Origin of the sequence: Nocardiopsis yanglingensis (assembly GCF_045809185.1) — a bacterium.
Taxonomy (GTDB): Bacteria; Pseudomonadota; Gammaproteobacteria; order Xanthomonadales; family Xanthomonadaceae; genus Stenotrophomonas; species Stenotrophomonas yanglingensis.
The window spans coordinates 8,679-27,978 of sequence record NZ_JBJNRH010000018.1 but is presented as its reverse complement, the minus strand read 5'-3'; the positions used below and the strand labels follow the sequence as shown (position 1 = coordinate 27,978).

The window sequence follows — 19,300 nt, the reverse complement described above, 5'->3', positions numbered from 1 at the left end:
CCGACAGTCGCGCACGGTAGTGCCGGCCGCTGGCCGGCAGCCTCTTGCAGCGCGCACGGGGCTGGCTTCAGGCGGGGATCGATCCACCTTGGGCGTCGCGCACCCGGGCGTTGAGAATCACCAGCATCTTCCGCATTACCGCCACGATGGCTACTTTTCCTTCCTTGCCTCGGGCTCGCAGCGACTGGTAGAAGTCGCGCAGTCGAGGTTCATGCCGCATGGCCGACATACTGGCCATGTAAAGCACCTGACGGATCTCGGCCCTGCCGCCATGGATGCTTCGTTTGCCACGCATGGTTCCGCTGTCGTGGGACATCGGGGCCACCCCGACCAAGCTGGCGATGCGCTTGCCGCTGATCCTGCCAAGCTCTGGCAGATAGCTGGCCAGTACCGCCTGCAAGCCCGGGCCAACGCCCTTCATCGACTTCAGGACAGCCAGTTGAGGCTGCTGGGCAACCTGCTCGGCAATCTGCTTTCCCAGGCGCCCAACTATCCCCTGCAGGCGACTGATGTTGGCTTGCAGCAGTCGGCGCAACTCGCGATCGGTCACCATCTCCTGCTGCTGTCGCGCTACGGTCAGGGCTTCCATCGTCTGTCGACGTGCCCGTACGAATTCCCGCATTTTCTGCTGCCAAGGCTCCAGCGGTTGGTAGGCGGGCAGTTTGACCAGGGCCGCCATCTGCGCCAATGCATAGGCATCCAACCGGTCGGTCTTGGCCAGCTGACCCAACCCCTGGGCCAGCCTACGGGCCCGCAGGGCATTGGCGCGGACCACCGGATGGCCCGCTACGTGCAGAAAATCCAGCACCGGCCGCTCGTAGCCACCTGTGGCTTCCAGCACGATCTGGCTCGCCGGATGTTTCCTCAGCCAGAGATCCAATTCAGCAAAACCCGAAGCGCTATTGCTGACCTGCAGGATCTCTCCGTCCGTCGTGCCGACATCCAGTTGGCGCTTGCTGACATCAACACCGATCCCGTTCATCACCGGACTCCGTATAGTCTGGAAGGGTCGAGAGCTCCCCCGCTTGCCCAGTCTTATCACTGCGAGTGTCAGCTCCAGCAACTGTTCGGGCGGATCAAGGGAGATTCCGGCGTGGGCGCCAAGCTACATGGCGATCGTCGAGATCCAGGCTTACACGGCGGCCCACGACGGCTCTCGGCACCTACGCTGCCAGATTCCGATCAGATAAGGCTTGGCAGCCGCATCCATGCGGCTGACACCCCGCGCTCCGACACCGCCCCGCCCCGCCTCTGACAGATTTCCGCGACCTGGTAGATCCACGCCATGCGTGGATGAGTCTCTGTCAGATATCGAAATTCAAACTGGGGGTCAGATCCGTTTTCCGAAGGAAAACGGATCTGACCCCATGCCATTCCGACAGATCGCGGGAATCTGTCCAAGGCGGGGTGGGTCCGGTTGAGGGGGCGTGAGCCGCATGGATGCGGCGACCGAGCTTACATGGACGTACTTGCAGCGCCCCCCCTCAATCGGACCCACCCCGCCTACCCACGGAATGCACGCTGTTGCTGTTGCTGTTGCTGTTGCTGTTGCTCGTGCCTTGGCCTCGGCAGGTGCAGGGCTGCAAGCCCTGCCGAACACCCCTCAACGCCGGGGCGCGAGCTGCTCGAGCATTTCCCAGGATTTCAGGCCGCGCGGCCCGAGGTGATGGGCCAGCACCCGCCGCATCGGCAGGCGCAGGCTGGCCAGGTCGGCCGCATCGGGCTCTTCGTCCGCTGCCAGCGCCAGCAGCGCCGAGCCAGTGGCCGCCGCCCGGCGTTCCCCACCACGCTCGCTCAGCAGGCGCTGCGCGCCTTCCTGCGGATCCAGTTCGTAGCGCGCGGCCGGGTCGATCGGCTGGCCGTCGCTGGCGCTGTCCAGCTCGAAACCCAGGCCCAGCGCGGACAGCAGCTCGCGTTCGAAGCGACGCAGGGTCCAGGCCAGGCCGGCGCCCACGGCCAGCCGCGCACGTGCCTCGCCGTAGGCCAGGTACAACTCCGGCAGCGGGTCCTGGCGCGGGGCCAGGCGCAGGGTCAGTTCACTCAGGTAGAAGCCAGCCAGCATCGCCTGGCCGACCAGGCGTGGGGCCGCGTCCAGCGCTTCCGCGCCGCGCAGCTGGGCCAGTTCGCCACGCTGCAGGGCACTGAAGCGGATCCACTGCAGCGGCTGCAGGGCCGCGCGCAGCACCTGGCCCTTGGCAGTGGACACGCCACGCGCGAGCAGGCCAATGCGGCCATGCTGCGCGCTCAACACTTCGACCAGCAGGCTGGTCTCGCGATAGGCCCGTGCATGCAGCACGAAGCCGGTGTCGTCCTCGATCAGCATCGAAGCGACCGTCGCGGCTTATTCGTAGCCGAAGGCCTTCAGCGCGGCCTCGTCGTCAGACCAGCCTTCACGCACGCGCACCCAGGTCTCCAGGAACACCTTGGCCCCGAACAGACGCTCCATCTGCAGGCGGGACTTGGCCCCGATCTCCTTCAGGCGGGTACCACCCTTGCCGATCACGATGGCCTTCTGGCCCTCGCGCTCGACCCAGATCACCGCACCGATGCGCAGCAGGTTGCCATCTTCGGTGAAGCGTTCGATTTCCACGGTGGTGGCATACGGCAGCTCTTCGCCCAACTGGCGCATCAGCTGCTCACGCACCAGTTCGCCGGCCAGGAAACGCTGGCTGCGGTCGGTGATCTCGTCTTCGCCGAACATCGGCGGCGCTTCCGGCAACAGTGCCAGCACGTCGCGTACCAGTGCTTCCAGGCCGTTGCGCTTCTGCGCCGAGATCGGATGCACGGACGAGAAATCGCGGCCGGCCGTGACTTCCTGCAGGAACGGCAGCAGCGCGCCCTTGTCCTTCAGCCGGTCGATCTTGTTGACCACCAGCACCACCGGGATACCGGCGTCGCGCAGAACATTGAAGGCCAGGCTGTCCTCTTCGTCCCAGCGACCGGCTTCGATCACCAGCAGGCCGGCATCGACGCCTTCCAGCGAGCCGCGCGCGGCGCGGTTCATCACCCGGTTCATCGCCCGCTTCTGCACCTTGTGCAGGCCGGGGGTGTCGACCAGCACCAGCTGGCCTTCCGGATAAGTGGCGATGCCCAGCAGGCGATGGCGCGTGGTCTGCGGGCGGTTGGAAACGATGCTGACCTTGGCGCCGACCAGGGCATTGGTCAGGGTCGACTTGCCCACGTTCGGGCGGCCGATGACGGCCACGCTGCCGCAATGATGGGGAGTTTGTTCGCTCACTTGGAATCCAGTTGTTCTAGGACGGCCGCAGCCGCCTGTTGTTCGGCAAGCCGCCGCGAGGCGCCTTCGCCCTCGGTGCTGGCGGCCGGGTCGGCTACGATGCAGCGTACCCGGAAGTGTTTGGCATGGTCGTCACCGGATTCTGACACCAGTTCATACTGCGGCAACGCCTTCTGTCGGGCCTGCAGCCATTCCTGCAGGCGGGTCTTGGGGTCCTTCTCGGGCCGGCCGGAGGCCGGCAGTGCCTCGATCGAAGCGCTGAACCAGGGCAGCACCACCGCCCGGCAGGCCTCGAAGCCGGCGTCCAGATAGATCGCGGCCACCACGGCTTCCACCGCGTCGGCCAGGATCGAGTCGCGACGATGACCGCCGGACTTCATTTCGCCCGGGCCCAGGGTCAGCCGCTCGCCCAGTTCCAGGGTGCGCCCGATCACCGCCAGCGCGCCTTCACGCACCAGCTCGGCACGGGCACGGGTCATCGCGCCTTCGTCAGCCTTGGGCCAGCGTCGGTACAACGCCTCGGCCGCCATCATGTTGACGATGCTGTCGCCGAGGAACTCCAGGCGCTCGTTGTGTGGCGCACCGGCACTGCGATGCGTCAGCGCCTGCTTGAGCAGGGCCGGATCGCGGAAGGGATGACCGATCAGGTCGCCACGTTGGATGAATTTACTGGGCACCGCTTCGTGTCAGGTCCTGGGAAGAATCGAATTTGCCAACCACATCGAGGTTGCCGATCAGCGGGCGACGCACTTCGTAGTTGACCTTGAGGGTCCAGCCATTGTCGCGACGATCGAACTTCACGTTGGCCGGCTTCACATTGTCCGAGTAGTTGATGTACAGGCGCTTGAAGAACAGGTCCTGGATCCGCGACGGCTCCATGCTCCCCACGCCCGGCTCGTTGGCCAGGCTCTTCATCGCCGAGCGCACGGCGTAGTACTCCTGGTACATCGGGAACAGCTTCATGCCGATGTAGAGGAAGAAACCGACCACGATCAGGACCGTCAGGAACGACGTCAGGGTCATGCCACGCTGCGTGTTCATCGTCTTCATTGCGTTCTCCCCAGATACGCGTTGGATGTGAAAATACTCAGTTGATGCCCGATCAGTTGATGCTCGAGCCGATCCGCGACGGCTCGAAGCCATCCTTGCAGAACCAGCCCTGGCAGTTCAGCCAGATCAGGAAGGCCTTGCCGCGCAGGTTCTCTTCCGGCAGCAGGCCCCAGAAACGGCCATCGTCGCTGTTGTCACGGTTGTCGCCCATCACCAGGTACTTGCCGGCCGGCACGGTCCACTGGCCCTGGCCACGCGGATAGTCGGTCTCCAGCACGGTGTGGGTACGGCCCGGCAGGTGCTCGACCAGCAGGTTGGCGCCCTCGCCCTGGCCCTTGTGGCCGGCGTAGATGCCCTTGTTGTCGTACTTCAGCGGTTCGCCATTGAGGATCACGCCGTCGCCTTCGAAGACCACGGTGTCACCCGGCACGCCGATCACGCGCTTGATGAAGTTCTCGCCCTTGGCCGGGTCGTTGTCGCTGTGGCCGGGGAAGTGGAACACCACCACATCACCACGCGACGGCTCGCCGAACGGCACGATCTTGGTGTTGCTGATCGGCAGGCGCAGGCCGTAGGAGAACTTGTTGACCAGGATGAAATCGCCGATCAGCAGGTTCGGCATCATCGAGCTGGACGGAATCTTGTACGGCTCGGCGATGAAACTGCGCACGATCAGTACGATCGCCAGCACCGGGAAGAACGCACGCGAGTAATCCACCAGCACCGGCTCGGAATCGAGCAGGCCCGCGCGCTGGGCGCGACGCTTGGCGAGGTACAGCTTGTCCGCGAGCAGGATCAGGCCCGAGGCCAGGGTCAGCACGACCAGGAGGATCTCAAACAGTTTCATTCAGGGTCCTTTGCAACGTCACCAGACGACCGGCCCCGCAGGGCCGGTGCGGGCTTACTTGTTGTCCATCTGCAGCACGGCCAGGAACGCTTCCTGCGGGATCTCCACGCGGCCGACCTGCTTCATGCGCTTCTTGCCTTCCTTCTGCTTTTCCAGAAGCTTCTTCTTGCGCGAAACGTCGCCACCATAGCATTTGGCCAGCACGTTCTTGCGCATGGCCTTGACCGTGGTACGGGCGATGATCTGCGAGCCGACAGCGGCCTGGATGGCCACGTCGAACATCTGGCGCGGGATCAGGTCCTTCATCTTCTCGCACAGCTCGCGGCCGCGACGGTCGGCATGGCTGCGGTGCACGATCAGCGACAGCGCATCGACCTTGTCGCCGTTGATCAGCACGTCCACGCGCACGAACGGACCCGCGTCGAAGCGCACGAAGTGGTAGTCCAGCGAGGCATAGCCACGGCTGACCGACTTCAGCTTGTCGAAGAAGTCCAGCACCACTTCGGCCATCGGCAGTTCATAGCTGATCTGCACCTGGCTGCCCAGGTAGTTGATGCCGATCTGGCTGCCGCGCTTTTCTTCGCACAGCTTGATGATGTTGCCGATGTACTCCTCGGGGGTGAGCACGTTGGCACGGATGATCGGCTCACGGATCTCCTCGACCTGGTTCACCGCCGGCAGCTTGGCCGGGTTGTCCATGTTGATGATCGAGCCATCGGTCTTCAGGACTTCATACACCACCGTCGGCGCGGTGCTGATCAGGTCCAGGTTGTATTCGCGTTCCAGGCGCTCCTGCACGATTTCCATGTGCAGCATGCCGAGGAAGCCGCAGCGGAAGCCGAAGCCCATCGCCTCGGAGCTTTCCGGCTCGAAACGCAGCGCCGCATCGTTCAGGCGCAGCTTGTCAAGCGCTTCGCGCAGGTCCGGGTAGTCCTCGGCATCGACCGGGAACAGGCCGGCGAACACGCGCGGCTGCATTTCCTGGAAGCCCGGCAGCGGCTTCGGTGCCGGGTCGCCGGCCAGGGTCAGGGTGTCGCCGACCGGCGCACCGTGCACGTCCTTGATGCTGGCGGTGACCCAGCCCACTTCACCTGCACGCAGCGCCGGCAGCACCTTGCGCTTCGGGGTGAACACGCCGACGTTGTCGACCTGGTGGTTGCGGCCGGTGGACATCACCTGCAGCTTGTCACCGGCCTTGATCTCGCCCTGCATCACGCGCACCAGCGAGACCACGCCCAGGTAGTTGTCGAACCAGGAGTCGATGATCAGCGCCTGCAGCTTGTCGGTGTCGCGCGGCTTCGGCGGCGGGATGCGATGCACGATCGCTTCCAGCACGTCCTGCACGTTCAGGCCGGTCTTGGCACTGACCGGCACGGCGTCGGAGGCGTCGATGCCGATCACGGCCTCGATCTCGGCCTTGGCGCGCTCGATGTCGGCGGTGGGCAGGTCGATCTTGTTGATCACCGGCACCACTTCCAGGCCCTGTTCCACGGCGGTGTAGCAGTTGGCCACCGACTGCGCTTCCACGCCCTGGGCCGCATCGACCACCAGCAGCGCGCCTTCGCAGGCGGCCAGCGAGCGGCTGACTTCATAGGAGAAGTCGACGTGGCCGGGGGTGTCGATGAAGTTCAGGTGGTAGGTCTGCCCGTCCTTGGCCAGGTACGGCAGCGACACCGACTGCGCCTTGATCGTGATGCCACGCTCGCGCTCGATCGGGTTGGAGTCGAGCACCTGCGCTTCCATCTCGCGGGCCTGCAGGCCACCACAGAGCTGGATGATGCGGTCGGCCAGCGTGGACTTGCCGTGGTCGACATGGGCGATGATGGAGAAGTTGCGGATGTTCCGCATCGAATCAGAAGACATAGGTGGCGGCGGCGCGCGGCGTCGTCAGGGTAACGGTCGATTATCGCACGCCCGGCGCCCCGCCGCGAAAACGGCCTGATCGGCCCGGGCCCGGAATGGCCGAAGCCCCGCCGGGGCGGGGCTTCGGGGGGATTGACGGGGCCGCCGGAACGGCTTGGGCAGGCCTTACTGGCCGGCCTTCACCGCCACGAACGCGCTGTTGCCATTGCCGGTACGCACCAGCAGCATCACTACGTCGTCCTTCTTGTAACTGGACAGCGCCCGGTTCAGGCCATCCACGCTGCCGACCGGAGTGCGGCCGACCTGCAGGATCACCATGCCCGGAGACAGGCCGGCATCACGCGCCGCCTGGCCCTTGACCCCGGTGATGCGCACGCCCTCGTTGCCGTCCAGGCCGAACTGCTTGCGCTGCGGTGCGGTCAGGTCGCTGACGTCCAGGCCCAGCAGGGCATTGGCGCCGGCCTGCGGCGCCGCATCGGGCTTGGCCGTAGCCGCCGCGCGGGTATTGCCCTGGCCGTCTTCGCTCAATGCGGTCAGCGTGGCGCTGAGGTCACGCGGCTTGCCGTCGCGGATCACACCCAGGGTGACCCGGCTGCCCGGCGCCATCGCGCCGATCAGCGGCGGCAGGTCGGACCAGCTGTTGACCGGGCTGCCATTGACCGAACGCACCACATCGCCGATCTGCACACCGGCCTTCTCTGCCGCACTGCCGGGTACGATCTGGTTGACCAGCGCGCCACGGCTGTCCGGCAGCCCCAGGCCTTGTGCCTTCAGTGAATCGATCGGTTCAACCACCGCGCCGAGCTGGCCACGGGTGACCTTGCCGCTCTTCTTGATCTGCTCGACCGCGCTCATCGCCAGGTCGATCGGGATCGCGAAGCTGATGCCCATGTAGCCGCCGGAGGCGGAGAAGATCTGCGAGTTGATGCCGACCACTTCGCCACGGGTGTTCAGCAGCGGGCCGCCGGAGTTGCCCTGGTTGATCGCCACGTCAGTCTGGATGAACGGCACATAGCGCTGGTCTGCACCACCGGTGCTGCGGCCCAATGCGCTGACGATGCCGGCGGTGACCGAATGATCGAGGCCGAACGGCGAGCCGATCGCGACGACCCACTGGCCGGGCTTCAGCGTGTTGGAATCGCCCACGCGCACGGTCGGCAGGTTCTTGCCTTCGATCTTCAGCAGGGCTACGTCGTATTGCTGGTCGCTGCCCACCACCTTGGCCTTGAACTCGCGGCTGTCGCCCAGCTTGACCTTCACCTCGCTGGCATCGGCCACCACGTGGTAGTTGGTCAGCACGTAGCCATCGGGCGAGATGATGAAGCCCGAGCCCATGCCACGGCCCTTGATGCTGGGACCGCCATCCTGCCCACCCGGACCCTGCCCCGGCATCGGGAAATCCGGGCCGAAGAAGCGGCGGAAGAACTCCGGCATGTCATCGTCGCCGCCCATCGGGCCCCGCGAGGCCTGGCGGTTGTTGCGGACGATGGTGGTGTCGACGTTGACCACGCCCGGCCCGACCTGTTCGACCAGATTGGTGAAGTCGGGCAGCCCACTGACCAGCGGCTGGGCCGGCGCCCGTGGCGCGGCGGCCGGCGCGGCCTGGGTCTGGGCGGCCGGGGCCGGGGCCTGCGCGCAGGCCATCAACGGCAGGGTCAGGGCCAGCAGGCCCATGGCCTGCGTGCGGAGTCGGGGAGTCATCGGACGGCAACCTCCGGATCGGATGGAAAGAGGAATACGGGCCCCGCCGACGGCGGGGCGTGAAAGCGCCCGGCTCAGTCGCGCGGGCGCGGCGGCACCGGCAGGTCATCCTGCAGGCGCGGCTCGAACGGGTAGAACGCGGCGCCCCCGGCATGGGCCGGGAAGCTGGCATTGAGCGCGCTGCCGGCAGCGGGCGTCAGGCTGGAGCGCGGCCACGGTCGCGCCTGCAGGCCACCGACCTCACCGAACGGCAGGTTGCGGCTGGCATTGGCCGGCACGATCGGGGTCAACGGCGCCTGCGCGGAGGCCACGGCCCGCTGCGGCACATCGTCACGCTGGGCGGCGCGCGCGGCCTGCTGGCTGCGCGTCGCGCTGGCACGGCGGGTGTCCTGGCGGCGGCCTGCAGCGGCCATTGCCACCGCTGGCGCCGCTGCCACGGCCATTGCCGCGGTATCCACCGACGCTTCGGTGACGGGCGCCGGGGTGGCCGGTGCCGGCGCCAGTTCGGCCTGGCTGGCGATCACCTGCGGTGCCAACGGCTCGCCTGGCGTGGCTTCCTGCAGCTTCTCGCCGCCCATGAACAAGGCCACCGCCGCCACCGAAGCGGCCAGTGCGGCACCACCGCCCCACGCTCGCCAGCCCGTACGGCGCACCTTGCGGCGCGGCTCGGCCTGTGGCGCGGGTTCGGCCGCGATGGCGGCAGCCACGGCAGCACTGAATCCGGCCGGTGCCAACGCCGAGGCCTGCCCGCGCATCACATCGCCCAGCAGCTGCCAACGTTCCTGGCAACCCGCCAGTTCGGGATCGTGTTCCATGCGACGCAGCAGGAAGCGTGCCTCATCGGCACCCAGCTCGCCATCGACCAGGGCCGACAGCTGTTCGCGGTGGCGCTGGTCCAGGCGCTGCCCGGCGGGCGAGTGGTGGTTCTGCGATTCGTTGAACGGATTACTGGTCATACGCGGCTCTTCTCACGGGTGGCGCTGCCGATGTCCAACAGCGGCCGGAGTTCGGTGTCGATCGCCTCGCGCGCCCGGAAGATCCGTGAACGCACGGTGCCGATCGGGCACCCCATTTTCTGCGCGATATCCTCGTAACTCAGGCCTTCCACCTCGCGCAGGGTGATCGCCAACCGGAGCTCTTCCGGCAGCGCGTTGACGGCCTTCATCACCGTCTGTTCCAGTTCCTGGCGCATCAACTCGCGTTCGGGCGTGTCGGTGTCGCGCAGGCGCGTCCCGCTGTCGAACTGTTCGGCGTCACCGATGTCGATGTCATCGGTCGGCGGTCGGCGATTGTGTGAAGCCAGGTAGTTTTTGGCGGTATTCACGGCGATTCGATGCAACCAGGTTGAGAACTGGGCATCGCCACGGAAACTTCCGATCGCGCGGTAGGCACGGATGAAAGTGTCCTGGGCGACGTCCTGACATTCGCTCCAGTCGGCGATGTAGCGACCGACCAGGGCCACCACGCGATGCTGGTACTTGCGCACCAGGACATCGAACGCGGCGCTCTCGCCGTGCTGCACGCGCCGGACCAGTTCCAGATCCAGCTCCTGAGGTGTATCAACATCGGCCATGAGGGGCCGCACTCCTGTCAGCCCAACCGACGTCGGGCAATGAGACTGCCAATCCCGGGAAAAGTTCAGTCGCCGATCACCTGGCGCCGCACCAGCTTTTAACCACCGTTCCGTTAGCGTTCCGGTCCACGGCCATGGATCCGGGGTCGCCACTCCCCTGCTATTGGGATTTGACGCGGGGGAAACAACCTCTGGATCATAGCCGCTTCTCCATACACAACCGGATGGAACGTCCATGCTCTCAGGCTTCGATGGTCTCCGCTTCAGCCACTGGCACCCCGAGATCCGCGACGACGGCGTGGTGGTTCTCTCCCTGGATCGTCAGGACAGCAGCGTCAACGCCATGTCGCAGGACGTACTGCTGGAACTGGGCGACCTGCTTGAGCGCATCGCGCTGGACCCGCCCAAGGGCGTGGTGATCCAGTCGCTGAAGAAGGCCGGCTTCATTGCCGGTGCGGACCTGAAGGAGTTCCAGGAGTTCGACCGCCGCGGCACCGTCAACGACGCCATCCGTCGCGGCCAGGCCACTTACCAGAAGCTGGCCGAGCTGCCCTGCCCGACCGTGGCGGCCATCCACGGCCACTGCCTGGGCGGCGGCACCGAGCTGGCGCTGGCCTGCCGCTACCGCGTGGCGTCCAATGACAGCAGCACCCGCATCGGCCTGCCGGAGACCCAGCTGGGCATCTTCCCGGGGTGGGGCGGCAGCGCGCGTCTGCCGCAGCTGGTCGGCGCACCGGCGGCGATGGACATGATGCTGACCGGCCGCACCCTGTCGGCCTCGGCCGCGCGTGGCATCGGCCTGGTCGACAAGGTGGTGGCACCGGCGGTGGTGCTCGATACCGCGGTGGCGCTGGCCTTGTCCGGCACCACCCGCCCGTTCAAGCAGCGCGCGACGGCCTGGGCCACCAACACCTGGCTGGCCCGCACGCTGCTGGCACCGCAGATGGTCAAGCAGGTCGCGCGCAAGGCCAAGAAGGACCAGTACCCGGCGCCCTACGCGCTGATCAGCACCTGGCAGCGCAGCGGCGGCAAGCCGATCCAGGCGCGCCTGGATGCCGAACGTCGCGCGGTGGTGAAGCTGGCCAGTACACCGACCGCACGCAACCTAATCCGCATCTTCTTCCTGACCGAGCGCCTGAAGGGCCTCGGCGGTGGTGATTCCGGCATCCGCCACGTGCACGTGGTCGGCGCCGGCGTGATGGGCGGCGACATCGCCGCGTGGGCCGCCTACAAGGGCTTCGACGTGACCCTGCAGGACCGTGAGCAGCGCTTCATCGACCCGGCCATGGAACGCGCGCAGGCGCTGTTCGCCAAGAAGGTGCGTGACGAGAGCAAGCGCCCTGCCGTGGCCGCGCGCCTGCGTGCCGACCTGGAAGGCAACGGCGTGGGCGAGGCCGACCTGGTGATCGAGGCGATCATCGAGAACCCCGAGGCCAAGCGTGCGCTGTACCAGACGCTCGAGCCGAAGATGAAGCTGGATGCGCTGCTGACCACCAACACTTCGTCGATTCCGTTGGTTGAACTGCGTGACCACATCCAGCGTCCGGCACAGTTCGCCGGCCTGCACTACTTCAACCCGGTCGCGCAGATGCCGCTGGTGGAGATCATCCATCACGACGGCATGGCGCCGGAAACCGAGCGTCGCCTGGCCGCGTTCTGCAAGGCGCTGGGCAAGTTCCCGGTACCGGTGGCCGGCAGCCCGGGCTTCCTGGTCAACCGCGTGCTGTTCCCGTACATGCTGGAAGCCGCCACCGCGTATGCCGAGGGCATTCCAGGCCCGGTGATCGACAAGGCCGCAGTGAAGTTCGGCATGCCGATGGGCCCGATCGAACTGATCGACACCGTGGGCCTGGACGTGGCCGCCGGCGTCGGCCGCGAACTGGCGCCGTTCCTGGGCCTGCAGATTCCGGCCGCGCTGCAGACGGTGGAACCGGACAAGCGTGGCAAGAAGGATGGGCAGGGCATCTACACCTGGGAAAACGGCAAGCCGAAGAAGCCGGACGTGGCCAGCGATTACCAGGCCCCGGCCGATCTGGAGGACCGCCTGATCCTGCCGCTGTTGAACGAGGCAGTGGCCTGCCTGCACGAAGGCGTGGTGGCCGACGCGGACCTGCTGGATGCCGGCGTGATCTTCGGCACCGGTTTCGCACCGTTCCGCGGCGGTCCGATCCAGCACATCCGTGCGGTGGGTGCCGACGCGATCGTCGAGCGGCTGAAGGCACTGCAGCAGCGCCACGGCGACCGTTTCGCCCCGCGCCCGGGCTGGGACAACCCCGCCCTGCGCGAACCGGTGGTGTGAGTTGATCGGCCGGGCCTGCGGCCCGGCACCCGCTGGATCAACAGCCAAAGCCAAAGCCCAAAGCCAGAGCCGGAGCAACAGCCGGCTCTGGCTTTTCTGTTTGGTGGGCGGGGCGGTGTAGGTGGGCAGGACACGCCGTAAACCCGTCCATGGGGGCTCGATGGCGCCATCCATGGCGCCAACGGTCCTGCCCACCCACACCGCCCCACCCCTGACAGTTTCCCGGTGGCGGTGGGTGAACTGCGAATCTGGTTGATGACTACTGCGAAGCGGTGGGTGAACTGCGAATCTGGTTGATGACTACTGCGAAGCGGTGGGTGAACTGCGAATCTGGTTGATGACTACTGCGAACTGGTGGGTGGCAACCTTGGTTGCCACCAGGAGCGAAGCGCCCGGCGTTTGATTTTGATTTTGATTTTTTTTTCTTCTCCGTGGCTGGACAGCACACGGAAACCGTCAGAGGCCGGGCGGGGTGGGTTCGCGGGGGTGTCCGCGGCATGGATGCCGCGGCCAAGCCTCCAGGGACGGATTCACGGCGTCCCCCGCGAACCCACCCCCCCCGGCCAAGCGCGGCTTTTGCTTTACACGACCAAGCAACCAGCCACGAGGGGCTGCGCCGTTGGCTGGAACAACCTGTTACCCATACGGGGCATGTCCCCGTCACAGCTGCATGCGATGCTGCCCACCTGATCCCTGCCAGCGAGAACGCCCGCATGACCACCATCATCGCCCCGCGCGTGCACGACATCGGCGGACTCGAAGTCCGTCGCGCCGTCCCCACCCTGCAGGCGCGCAGCATCGGCTCGTTCGTGTTCGTCGACCAGATGGGCCCGGCACTCATGCATCCCGGCACCGCCATCGACGTGCGCCCGCATCCGCATATCGGCCTGGCCACGGTCACCTATCTGTGGTCAGGCGCCATCGGCCACCGCGACACGCTGGGTTCGGACCAGGTGATCCGCCCCGGTGACGTCAACTGGATGACCGCCGGCCGCGGCATCGCCCATTCCGAGCGCACGCCGCAACCGGACCGCGACCATGACAACCCGATCCACGGCATGCAGACCTGGGTGGCACTGCCGAAATCGCATGAGGAAATCGAACCGGCGTTCTACCACCATGCCGCAGCCACCCTGCCCGAGCAGCGCCGCAAGGGTGTCTGGCTGCGGGTGATCGCCGGCCGCGCCTATGGCGAGGAATCGCCGGTGAAGGTGTTCGCCGACACCCTCAACGTAGCGATCGATCTCGACCCGGATGCGGAGATCGATATCGACAATGGCCACCGCGAGCGCGCGTTGTACATCCTCGAAGGTGAGGCACAGCTGGATGGCGTGGATATTCCCGCCCAGCACCTCGTGATCCCCGAAGCTGGTGCGATAGGTCGCCTGCGTGCGAAGACACCGGTGAAGGCGATGCTGTTCGGCGGCGAGCCACTGGATGGCCCACGTCACCTGTGGTGGAACTTCGTCTCCAGCTCGAAGGAGCGTATCGAGCAGGCCAAGCACGACTGGGAAGCCGGCCGCTTCGGCACCATCCCGGGCGACGACAAGGAGTTCATCCCGCTGCCGCAGTACTGAACATCGCGTGTTGCACACATCCGAGGGTGTATCCCTGCACCCGGCGTTGACGCTACAGTCACCCGCTGATCACTGAAATGTGACATAAATCACACTTTCGACCGTCAAAGGAGTGCAACACATGAGCATGGGTAAACGCTTGTCCGCCGAGTTCCTCGGCACGTTCTGGCTGGTTCTGGGTGGCTGTGGCAGTGCGGTGCTGGCCGCCAAGTTCGGAGGTGACGGCAATCCGCTGGGTATCGGTTTCCTCGGCGTGGCGCTGGCCTTCGGCCTGACCGTGGTAACCGGCGCCTATGCGTTCGGCCACATCTCCGGCGCGCACTTCAACCCGGCGGTCAGTGTCGGCCTGTGGGCCGGCGGTCGTTTCCCGACCAAGGACCTGATCCCGTACATCATCGCCCAGGTCGCCGGCGGCCTGCTGGCCGGCTTCATCCTGCTGCAGATTGCCTCCGGCGCCAGTGGCTTCGCCATCGATGGGAGCCAGGCCGGCGCGTTCGCCAGCAATGGCTATGGCGCGCTGTCTCCCGGCGGCTACAGCGTGGCGGCCGCCTTCCTGTGCGAAGTGGTGCTGACGGCGGTGTTCCTGATCGTGATCATGGGCTCCACCCACGGCAAGGCACCGGCCGGGTTCGCGCCCCTGGCGATCGGCCTGTCGCTGACCCTGATCCACCTGATCAGCATTCCGGTCACCAACACCTCGGTGAACCCGGCCCGCTCCACCGCCGTCGCGTTCTTCGCCGGCATCGGTGCGGTCAGCCAGCTGTGGCTGTTCTGGGTCGCCCCCCTTCTGGGCGGCGCGATCGGCGGCATCATCTACAAGTGGATCGGCAACGACCGCTGAGGCCTGTGCGGACCATTGCGGCCGACCTTCGGCCGCAATGGTTACGCTTGTAACCGCAATTTGTGCGATCACTCACGTTCCGTTAAGGTTGAGTTGACCGTCCGTGCACATGCCGGTCGGGGTGGCATCCGGGGATGGGATGCCAACGCTGCCCGTCCATCTGGCGGCGCCAAACGACACACCACCTTGGGGGATGCATGAAGTTCGCGCCTGTAGTGTTGTCGAGCCTGCTGTTCGCCGTGGCCCAGGCCGCCGCCGCACAGGCTCCCACCGAATGTCCTTCGCTGCCGGCCAGCAGTGGCCTGCAATGGCAGCAATTGGTGCAGACGGACTTTCTGATCTGTCGCGCCAGTACCGGGGATGGCCGTGAAGTACTGAGCCTGATGCTCAGTGCACGTGACCCGTCCATTCCGTTGAACCGCTCGCTGCGCCAGGAAAAGGGCAGCTTCGGCGGTGAATCACTCTACTGGTACCAGCCAGACCTCGGTGGCCAGCAGCCTCCGGGCTATGCCGAACGCCGGATCAGCGTGGTCAAGCTCGACAAAGGGCGTTACGCGCAGATTTCGCTGTATCCGGACAGCCCGCAGGAACTGGGCTCGCTGCAGCAGTTGGCGCAGGGCATGAGCCTGACGCCATCGGCCGTGGCCGCCGGGCGCTGACCATGACGGGGATGCCTGCCTGGCAGCATCCCCGCAATGCGGCCCGATCACAGGGTAGTGCCGGCCGCTGGCCGGCACCTCGATCCGCCGTGACCGCAGGCAGTTACCGGCCAGCGGCCGGCACCGCCTCAGAACTTGCCTTCCTGGAAGTCGACGAAGGCCTGCATCAGTTCCTGCCGTGTGTTCATCACGAACGGACCATGCCGCATCACCGGCTCGCGCAACGGACGGCCAGCCACCAGGATCAATCGCGCGCCTTCGTTGCCGGCCGAAAGGTGCAGCTGTTCGCCGCCGCCCAGCACCGCCAGTTCCTGGCGCGCCACGTCACGCGCAGCGTCCTGCTCACCTACGGTCACCGCACCTTCGAACACATAGGCAAACGCGTTGTGCCCTTCCGGCAGCGCATAGGTCCACGCGCGATCCGGCGCCAGCGTGATGTCCAGGTAGAGCGGATCGGTGGCCGGCTGCACGATCGGCCCGTGGGTGCCGTCGACCGTGCCGGCAATTACCTTCACTTCCACACCGGCATCCGGCTGCACCACGGGAATGCGCTCGGGCGCGAACTCCTGGTACTTCGGCTCGGTCATCTTCTCCTTCGCCGGCAGGTTCACCCACAGCTGGAAACCGCGCATCTGCCCGCTTTCCTGTTCGGGCATCTCCGAATGCACCAGGCCACGGCCAGCGGTCATCCACTGGACGCTGCCCGGGGTCAGCAGGCCTTCGTTGCCATGGTTGTCGCGATGCCGCATGCGCCCGTCGAGCATGTAGGTGACGGTCTCGAAACCACGGTGCGGGTGCTCGGGAAAGCCTGCGATGTAGTCTTCGGCACGGTCGGTACCGAACTCATCAAGCAGCAGGAACGGATCCAGGTCCGGCAGCGTCGGGCCGCCGATGACGCGGGTCAGGCGCACGCCGGCACCGTCGGAGGTGGGCATGCCACGGATGGTGCGCAGTACGCGGACCGGTTCGGGAAAGCTCATGGCGACTCCTGTTGGATGGATGCCACTGAAGATGGACGCCACACGACCGTAGGCCAATGGATGGCTCCGCAACCGATTGTTCCATCCCTGATGTTCGCTGCACGTCAGCGCGCCCTGCGTACGACCAAAGTACTACCGCCGATTCGTCCTGTGCCAATTGACCCTGTCGAGGGCACGCGGGACTCTTTGTCTGTCTTTCCGGGAGAGAGCACCTCATGAAAGGGTTTTCCAAACTGGGCTGGGCGGTACTCGCCCTGCTCGGCGCGTTCTGTCTGGGCACCGTGGCGCTGCGCCGCGGCGAACACATCAATGCCCTGTGGATCGTCGTCGCGGCGGTGTCGCTGTACCTCGTCGCCTATCGCTTCTACAGCCTGTTCATCGCCAACAAGGTGATGCAGCTCGATCCGACCCGGGCCACCCCGGCTGTGATCAACAACGATGGTCTGGACTACGTACCGACCAACAAGCACGTGCTGTTCGGCCACCACTTCGCCGCCATCGCCGGCGCCGGCCCGCTGGTCGGCCCGGTCCTGGCCGCGCAGATGGGCTACCTGCCCGGCCTGCTGTGGCTGGTGGTGGGCGTGGTGCTGGCTGGCGCGGTGCAGGACTTCATGGTCCTGTTCCTGTCCAGCCGCCGCAATGGCCGCTCGCTGGGTGACCTGGTAAGAGAAGAGATGGGCCAGGTGCCTGGAACGATCGCGTTGTTCGGCGCGTTCCTGATCATGATCATCATCCTGGCAGTGCTGGCGATGGTGGTGGTCAAAGCGCTGGCCGAAAGCCCCTGGGGCATGTTCACGGTGATCGCGACGATGCCCATCGCGATCCTGATGGGCGTGTACATGCGCTACATCCGCCCGGGCAAGATCGGCGAGATCTCGGTGGTTGGCCTGATCCTGCTGCTCGCCGCGATCTGGTACGGCGGCAAGGTCGCCGCCGACCCCGTGTGGGGCCCTGCGTTCACCTTCACCGGCACCCAGATCACCTGGATGCTGATCGGCTACGGTTTCGTCGCCTCGGTGCTGCCGGTGTGGCTGCTGCTGGCGCCACGCGATTACCTGTCGACCTTCCTCAAGATCGGCACCATCATCGCACTGGCCATCGGCATCCTGGTGGTGATGCCGGAACTGAAGATGCCGGCACTGACCCAGTTCGCCGCCAGCGGTGATGGCCCGGTATGGAAGGGCGGCATGTTCCCGTTCCTGTTCATCACCATCGCCTGCGGTGCGGTCTCCGGTTTCCATGCACTGATTTCCTCCGGCACCACGCCGAAGCTGCTGGCCAATGAAGCGCACATGCGCTACATCGGCTACGGCGGCATGCTGATGGAATCGTTCGTGGCGGTGATGGCGCTGGTGGCCGCATCGATCATCGACCCGGGCATCTACTTCGCAATGAACAGCCCGGCGGCGGTGATCGGTGCCGATGCGGCCTCGGCGGCGCACTACATCACCAACACCTGGGGCTTCACCATCACGCCCGAGCAGCTGACCGCGACCGCGGCGGCGATTGGCGAGCCGACCATCCTGCATCGTGCAGGTGGCGCGCCGACACTGGCGGTAGGCATCGCGCAGATCCTGCACGAAGCCATTCCCAGCAGCAGCGACGCGATGATGGCGTTCTGGTACCACTTCGCGATCCTGTTCGAAGCGTTGTTCATCCTGACCGCGGTGGACGCCGGCACCCGCGCCGGGCGCTTCATGCTGCAGGACCTGCTGGGCAACTTCGTGCCAGCCCTGAAGAAAACCGAGTCGTGGACCGCCAACATCATCGGTACCGCCGGCTGCGTGGCGCTGTGGGGCTACCTGCTCTACACCGGCGTGGTCGATCCGTTCGGTGGTATCCAGACGCTGTGGCCGTTGTTCGGCATCTCCAACCAGATGCTGGCCGGTATCGCGCTGATGCTGGGCACGGTGGTGCTGTTCAAGATGAAGCGTGACCGCTATGCGTGGGTTACCGCAGTACCGGCAGTGTGGCTGCTGATCTGCACCACCTACGCCGGCTTCATCAAGATCTTCGACAGCAACCCAGCGCAGGGCTTCCTGGCACAGGCACACAAGTTCCAGGCCGCGCTCGCCAGCGACACGATCACCGCACCGGCCAAATCGGTGGCGCAGATGAAGCAGATCGTGGTCAACGCCTACGTCAACACCGGCCTGACCGCGCTGTTCCTGCTGGTGGTGGGCGCAGTGCTGGTGTATTCGATCAAGACCATCCTGGCGGCCCGCCGCAACCCGCAGCGCAGCGACCGCGAGACCCCGTACGTGGCACTGAAGCCGCATGAAATGGTGGATCTGTGATGAGCACGCAACTGGTTCCCGCCGGCCAGTACCAGGCGCACCGCCGCATCTGGCGGCGCCTGGTGCAGACCGCACGGCTGTGCTGTGGCATTCCTGATTACGACAACTACGTCCGGCACATGCTGGAAAAGCATCCGGACCAGGAGCCGATGGACTACAAGACGTTCTTCCGCGAGCGCCAGGAAGCGCGTTACGGTGGGCGCAACGGTGGACGCTGCTGTTGAGGGTTGGGTTCAACAGCTCTCGATTGACGTTGAGTAGATCCACGCCATGCGTGGATGAAACCTGGCAGACATCGAGTTGAATCCGGGGTGGGGGGGGGGGAGTAAGGGGCAAGGGGACGAACCCCCCCCCCAGGAAGTAGTGGCGAAAGAA

17 protein-coding genes are annotated in these 19,300 nt (G+C 65.9%); 6 read left to right on the top strand and 11 right to left on the bottom strand.

Features of this window, described 5'->3' with window-relative positions; genetic code table 11:
- Positions 1 to 67 precede the first annotated feature (67 nt).
- The 10 genes from ACJ7C5_RS18685 to rpoE all read right to left on the bottom strand — a co-directional run bounded on the left by ACJ7C5_RS18685 (position 68) and on the right by rpoE (position 10,272).
- The gene (locus tag ACJ7C5_RS18685) at positions 68 to 982 is read right to left on the bottom strand and encodes an IS110 family RNA-guided transposase (RefSeq protein ID WP_094002128.1); all 915 of its coding nucleotides are present in this window, start codon (positions 980 to 982) and stop codon (positions 68 to 70) included.
- Positions 983 to 1,603: 621 nt separating this feature from the next.
- Entirely contained in the window at positions 1,604 to 2,323 is a 720-nt protein-coding gene (recO, locus tag ACJ7C5_RS18680; RefSeq protein WP_093999748.1) for a DNA repair protein RecO, read from the bottom strand.
- Positions 2,324 to 2,341: 18 nt separating this feature from the next.
- A complete protein-coding gene (gene era / locus ACJ7C5_RS18675) occupies positions 2,342 to 3,238 on the bottom strand; it encodes a GTPase Era (RefSeq protein WP_006382863.1) in 897 nt (298 codons plus the stop codon).
- Complete coding sequence (gene rnc / locus ACJ7C5_RS18670) at positions 3,235 to 3,915, bottom strand: ribonuclease III (RefSeq protein ID WP_088026761.1); 681 nt, start codon at positions 3,913 to 3,915, stop codon at positions 3,235 to 3,237. Before rnc ends, era begins: the two co-directional genes overlap by 4 nt.
- Positions 3,905 to 4,288 (bottom strand): DUF4845 domain-containing protein, encoded by a 384-nt coding sequence (locus ACJ7C5_RS18665; RefSeq protein ID WP_088026762.1) that lies wholly within the window; start codon positions 4,286 to 4,288, stop codon positions 3,905 to 3,907. The genes rnc and ACJ7C5_RS18665 overlap by 11 nt, the downstream gene beginning before the upstream one ends.
- A 52-nt stretch (positions 4,289 to 4,340) precedes the next feature.
- Positions 4,341 to 5,135, bottom strand: coding sequence for a signal peptidase I (lepB, locus tag ACJ7C5_RS18660; protein ID WP_014038087.1), 795 nt, complete (start codon positions 5,133 to 5,135; stop codon positions 4,341 to 4,343).
- 54 nt (positions 5,136 to 5,189) lie between these two features.
- Complete coding sequence (lepA, locus tag ACJ7C5_RS18655) at positions 5,190 to 6,998, bottom strand: translation elongation factor 4 (protein WP_093999746.1); 1,809 nt, start codon at positions 6,996 to 6,998, stop codon at positions 5,190 to 5,192.
- Between the two features lie 165 nt (positions 6,999 to 7,163).
- Positions 7,164 to 8,699 (bottom strand): DegQ family serine endoprotease, encoded by a 1,536-nt coding sequence (locus tag ACJ7C5_RS18650; RefSeq protein ID WP_412704749.1) that lies wholly within the window; start codon positions 8,697 to 8,699, stop codon positions 7,164 to 7,166.
- A gap of 74 nt (positions 8,700 to 8,773) precedes the next feature.
- A complete protein-coding gene (locus ACJ7C5_RS18645; RefSeq protein WP_412704748.1) occupies positions 8,774 to 9,655 on the bottom strand; it encodes a sigma-E factor negative regulatory protein in 882 nt (293 codons plus the stop codon).
- Positions 9,652 to 10,272 carry an RNA polymerase sigma factor RpoE gene (rpoE, locus tag ACJ7C5_RS18640; protein ID WP_010482816.1) on the bottom strand — a complete coding sequence of 207 codons (621 nt, stop codon included), beginning with the start codon at positions 10,270 to 10,272 and terminating at the stop codon, positions 9,652 to 9,654. The genes ACJ7C5_RS18645 and rpoE overlap by 4 nt, the downstream gene beginning before the upstream one ends.
- A 235-nt stretch (positions 10,273 to 10,507) precedes the next feature.
- Between rpoE and ACJ7C5_RS18635 the strand changes: the two genes are divergently transcribed.
- The 4 genes from ACJ7C5_RS18635 (at position 10,508) to ACJ7C5_RS18620 (ending at position 15,648) form a co-directional block, all read left to right on the top strand.
- Positions 10,508 to 12,571 (top strand): 3-hydroxyacyl-CoA dehydrogenase NAD-binding domain-containing protein, encoded by a 2,064-nt coding sequence (locus tag ACJ7C5_RS18635; RefSeq protein ID WP_412704747.1) that lies wholly within the window; start codon positions 10,508 to 10,510, stop codon positions 12,569 to 12,571.
- Positions 12,572 to 13,284: 713 nt separating this feature from the next.
- Positions 13,285 to 14,148 (top strand): pirin family protein, encoded by an 864-nt coding sequence (locus tag ACJ7C5_RS18630; protein WP_125432562.1) that lies wholly within the window; start codon positions 13,285 to 13,287, stop codon positions 14,146 to 14,148.
- A 121-nt stretch (positions 14,149 to 14,269) separates the two neighbouring features.
- Entirely contained in the window at positions 14,270 to 14,989 is a 720-nt protein-coding gene (gene aqpZ, locus ACJ7C5_RS18625; RefSeq protein WP_412704746.1) for an aquaporin Z, read from the top strand.
- Positions 14,990 to 15,186: 197 nt separating this feature from the next.
- A complete protein-coding gene (locus tag ACJ7C5_RS18620) occupies positions 15,187 to 15,648 on the top strand; it encodes a hypothetical protein (protein WP_093999741.1) in 462 nt (153 codons plus the stop codon).
- A 128-nt stretch (positions 15,649 to 15,776) separates the two neighbouring features.
- Here ACJ7C5_RS18620 and ACJ7C5_RS18615 read toward each other — a convergent pair whose 3' ends face one another.
- Entirely contained in the window at positions 15,777 to 16,628 is an 852-nt protein-coding gene (locus ACJ7C5_RS18615) for a pirin family protein (protein WP_110713136.1), read from the bottom strand.
- A gap of 215 nt (positions 16,629 to 16,843) precedes the next feature.
- Here ACJ7C5_RS18615 and ACJ7C5_RS18610 point away from each other — a divergent pair, with 215 nt between their 5' ends.
- Both ACJ7C5_RS18610 and ACJ7C5_RS18605 read left to right on the top strand, forming a co-directional pair.
- Positions 16,844 to 18,925 (top strand): carbon starvation CstA family protein, encoded by a 2,082-nt coding sequence (locus tag ACJ7C5_RS18610; RefSeq protein ID WP_093999738.1) that lies wholly within the window; start codon positions 16,844 to 16,846, stop codon positions 18,923 to 18,925.
- Positions 18,925 to 19,149, top strand: a complete 225-nt coding sequence (locus ACJ7C5_RS18605; protein WP_005410613.1) for a YbdD/YjiX family protein — start codon at positions 18,925 to 18,927, stop codon at positions 19,147 to 19,149. Before ACJ7C5_RS18610 ends, ACJ7C5_RS18605 begins: the two co-directional genes overlap by 1 nt.
- Positions 19,150 to 19,300 lie beyond the last annotated feature (151 nt).

Bases quoted from the DNA above. Each gene is read 5' to 3' on its own strand.
- ACJ7C5_RS18685 (WP_094002128.1), bottom strand. From the start codon at position 982: ATGAACGGGATCGGTGTTGATGTCAGCAAGCGCCAACTGGATGTCGGC.
- recO (WP_093999748.1), bottom strand. From the start codon at position 2,323: ATGCTGATCGAGGACGACACCGGCTTCGTGCTGCATGCACGGGCCTAT.
- ACJ7C5_RS18665 (WP_088026762.1), bottom strand. From the start codon at position 4,288: ATGAAGACGATGAACACGCAGCGTGGCATGACCCTGACGTCGTTCCTG.
- lepB (WP_014038087.1), bottom strand. From the start codon at position 5,135: ATGAAACTGTTTGAGATCCTCCTGGTCGTGCTGACCCTGGCCTCGGGC.
- lepA (WP_093999746.1), bottom strand. From the start codon at position 6,998: ATGTCTTCTGATTCGATGCGGAACATCCGCAACTTCTCCATCATCGCC.
- ACJ7C5_RS18650 (WP_412704749.1), bottom strand. From the start codon at position 8,699: ATGACTCCCCGACTCCGCACGCAGGCCATGGGCCTGCTGGCCCTGACC.
- ACJ7C5_RS18645 (WP_412704748.1), bottom strand. From the start codon at position 9,655: ATGACCAGTAATCCGTTCAACGAATCGCAGAACCACCACTCGCCCGCC.
- rpoE (WP_010482816.1), bottom strand. From the start codon at position 10,272: ATGGCCGATGTTGATACACCTCAGGAGCTGGATCTGGAACTGGTCCGG.
- ACJ7C5_RS18635 (WP_412704747.1), top strand. From the start codon at position 10,508: ATGCTCTCAGGCTTCGATGGTCTCCGCTTCAGCCACTGGCACCCCGAG.
- ACJ7C5_RS18630 (WP_125432562.1), top strand. From the start codon at position 13,285: ATGACCACCATCATCGCCCCGCGCGTGCACGACATCGGCGGACTCGAA.
- aqpZ (WP_412704746.1), top strand. From the start codon at position 14,270: ATGAGCATGGGTAAACGCTTGTCCGCCGAGTTCCTCGGCACGTTCTGG.
- ACJ7C5_RS18620 (WP_093999741.1), top strand. From the start codon at position 15,187: ATGAAGTTCGCGCCTGTAGTGTTGTCGAGCCTGCTGTTCGCCGTGGCC.
- ACJ7C5_RS18615 (WP_110713136.1), bottom strand. From the start codon at position 16,628: ATGAGCTTTCCCGAACCGGTCCGCGTACTGCGCACCATCCGTGGCATG.
- ACJ7C5_RS18610 (WP_093999738.1), top strand. From the start codon at position 16,844: ATGAAAGGGTTTTCCAAACTGGGCTGGGCGGTACTCGCCCTGCTCGGC.
- ACJ7C5_RS18605 (WP_005410613.1), top strand. From the start codon at position 18,925: ATGAGCACGCAACTGGTTCCCGCCGGCCAGTACCAGGCGCACCGCCGC.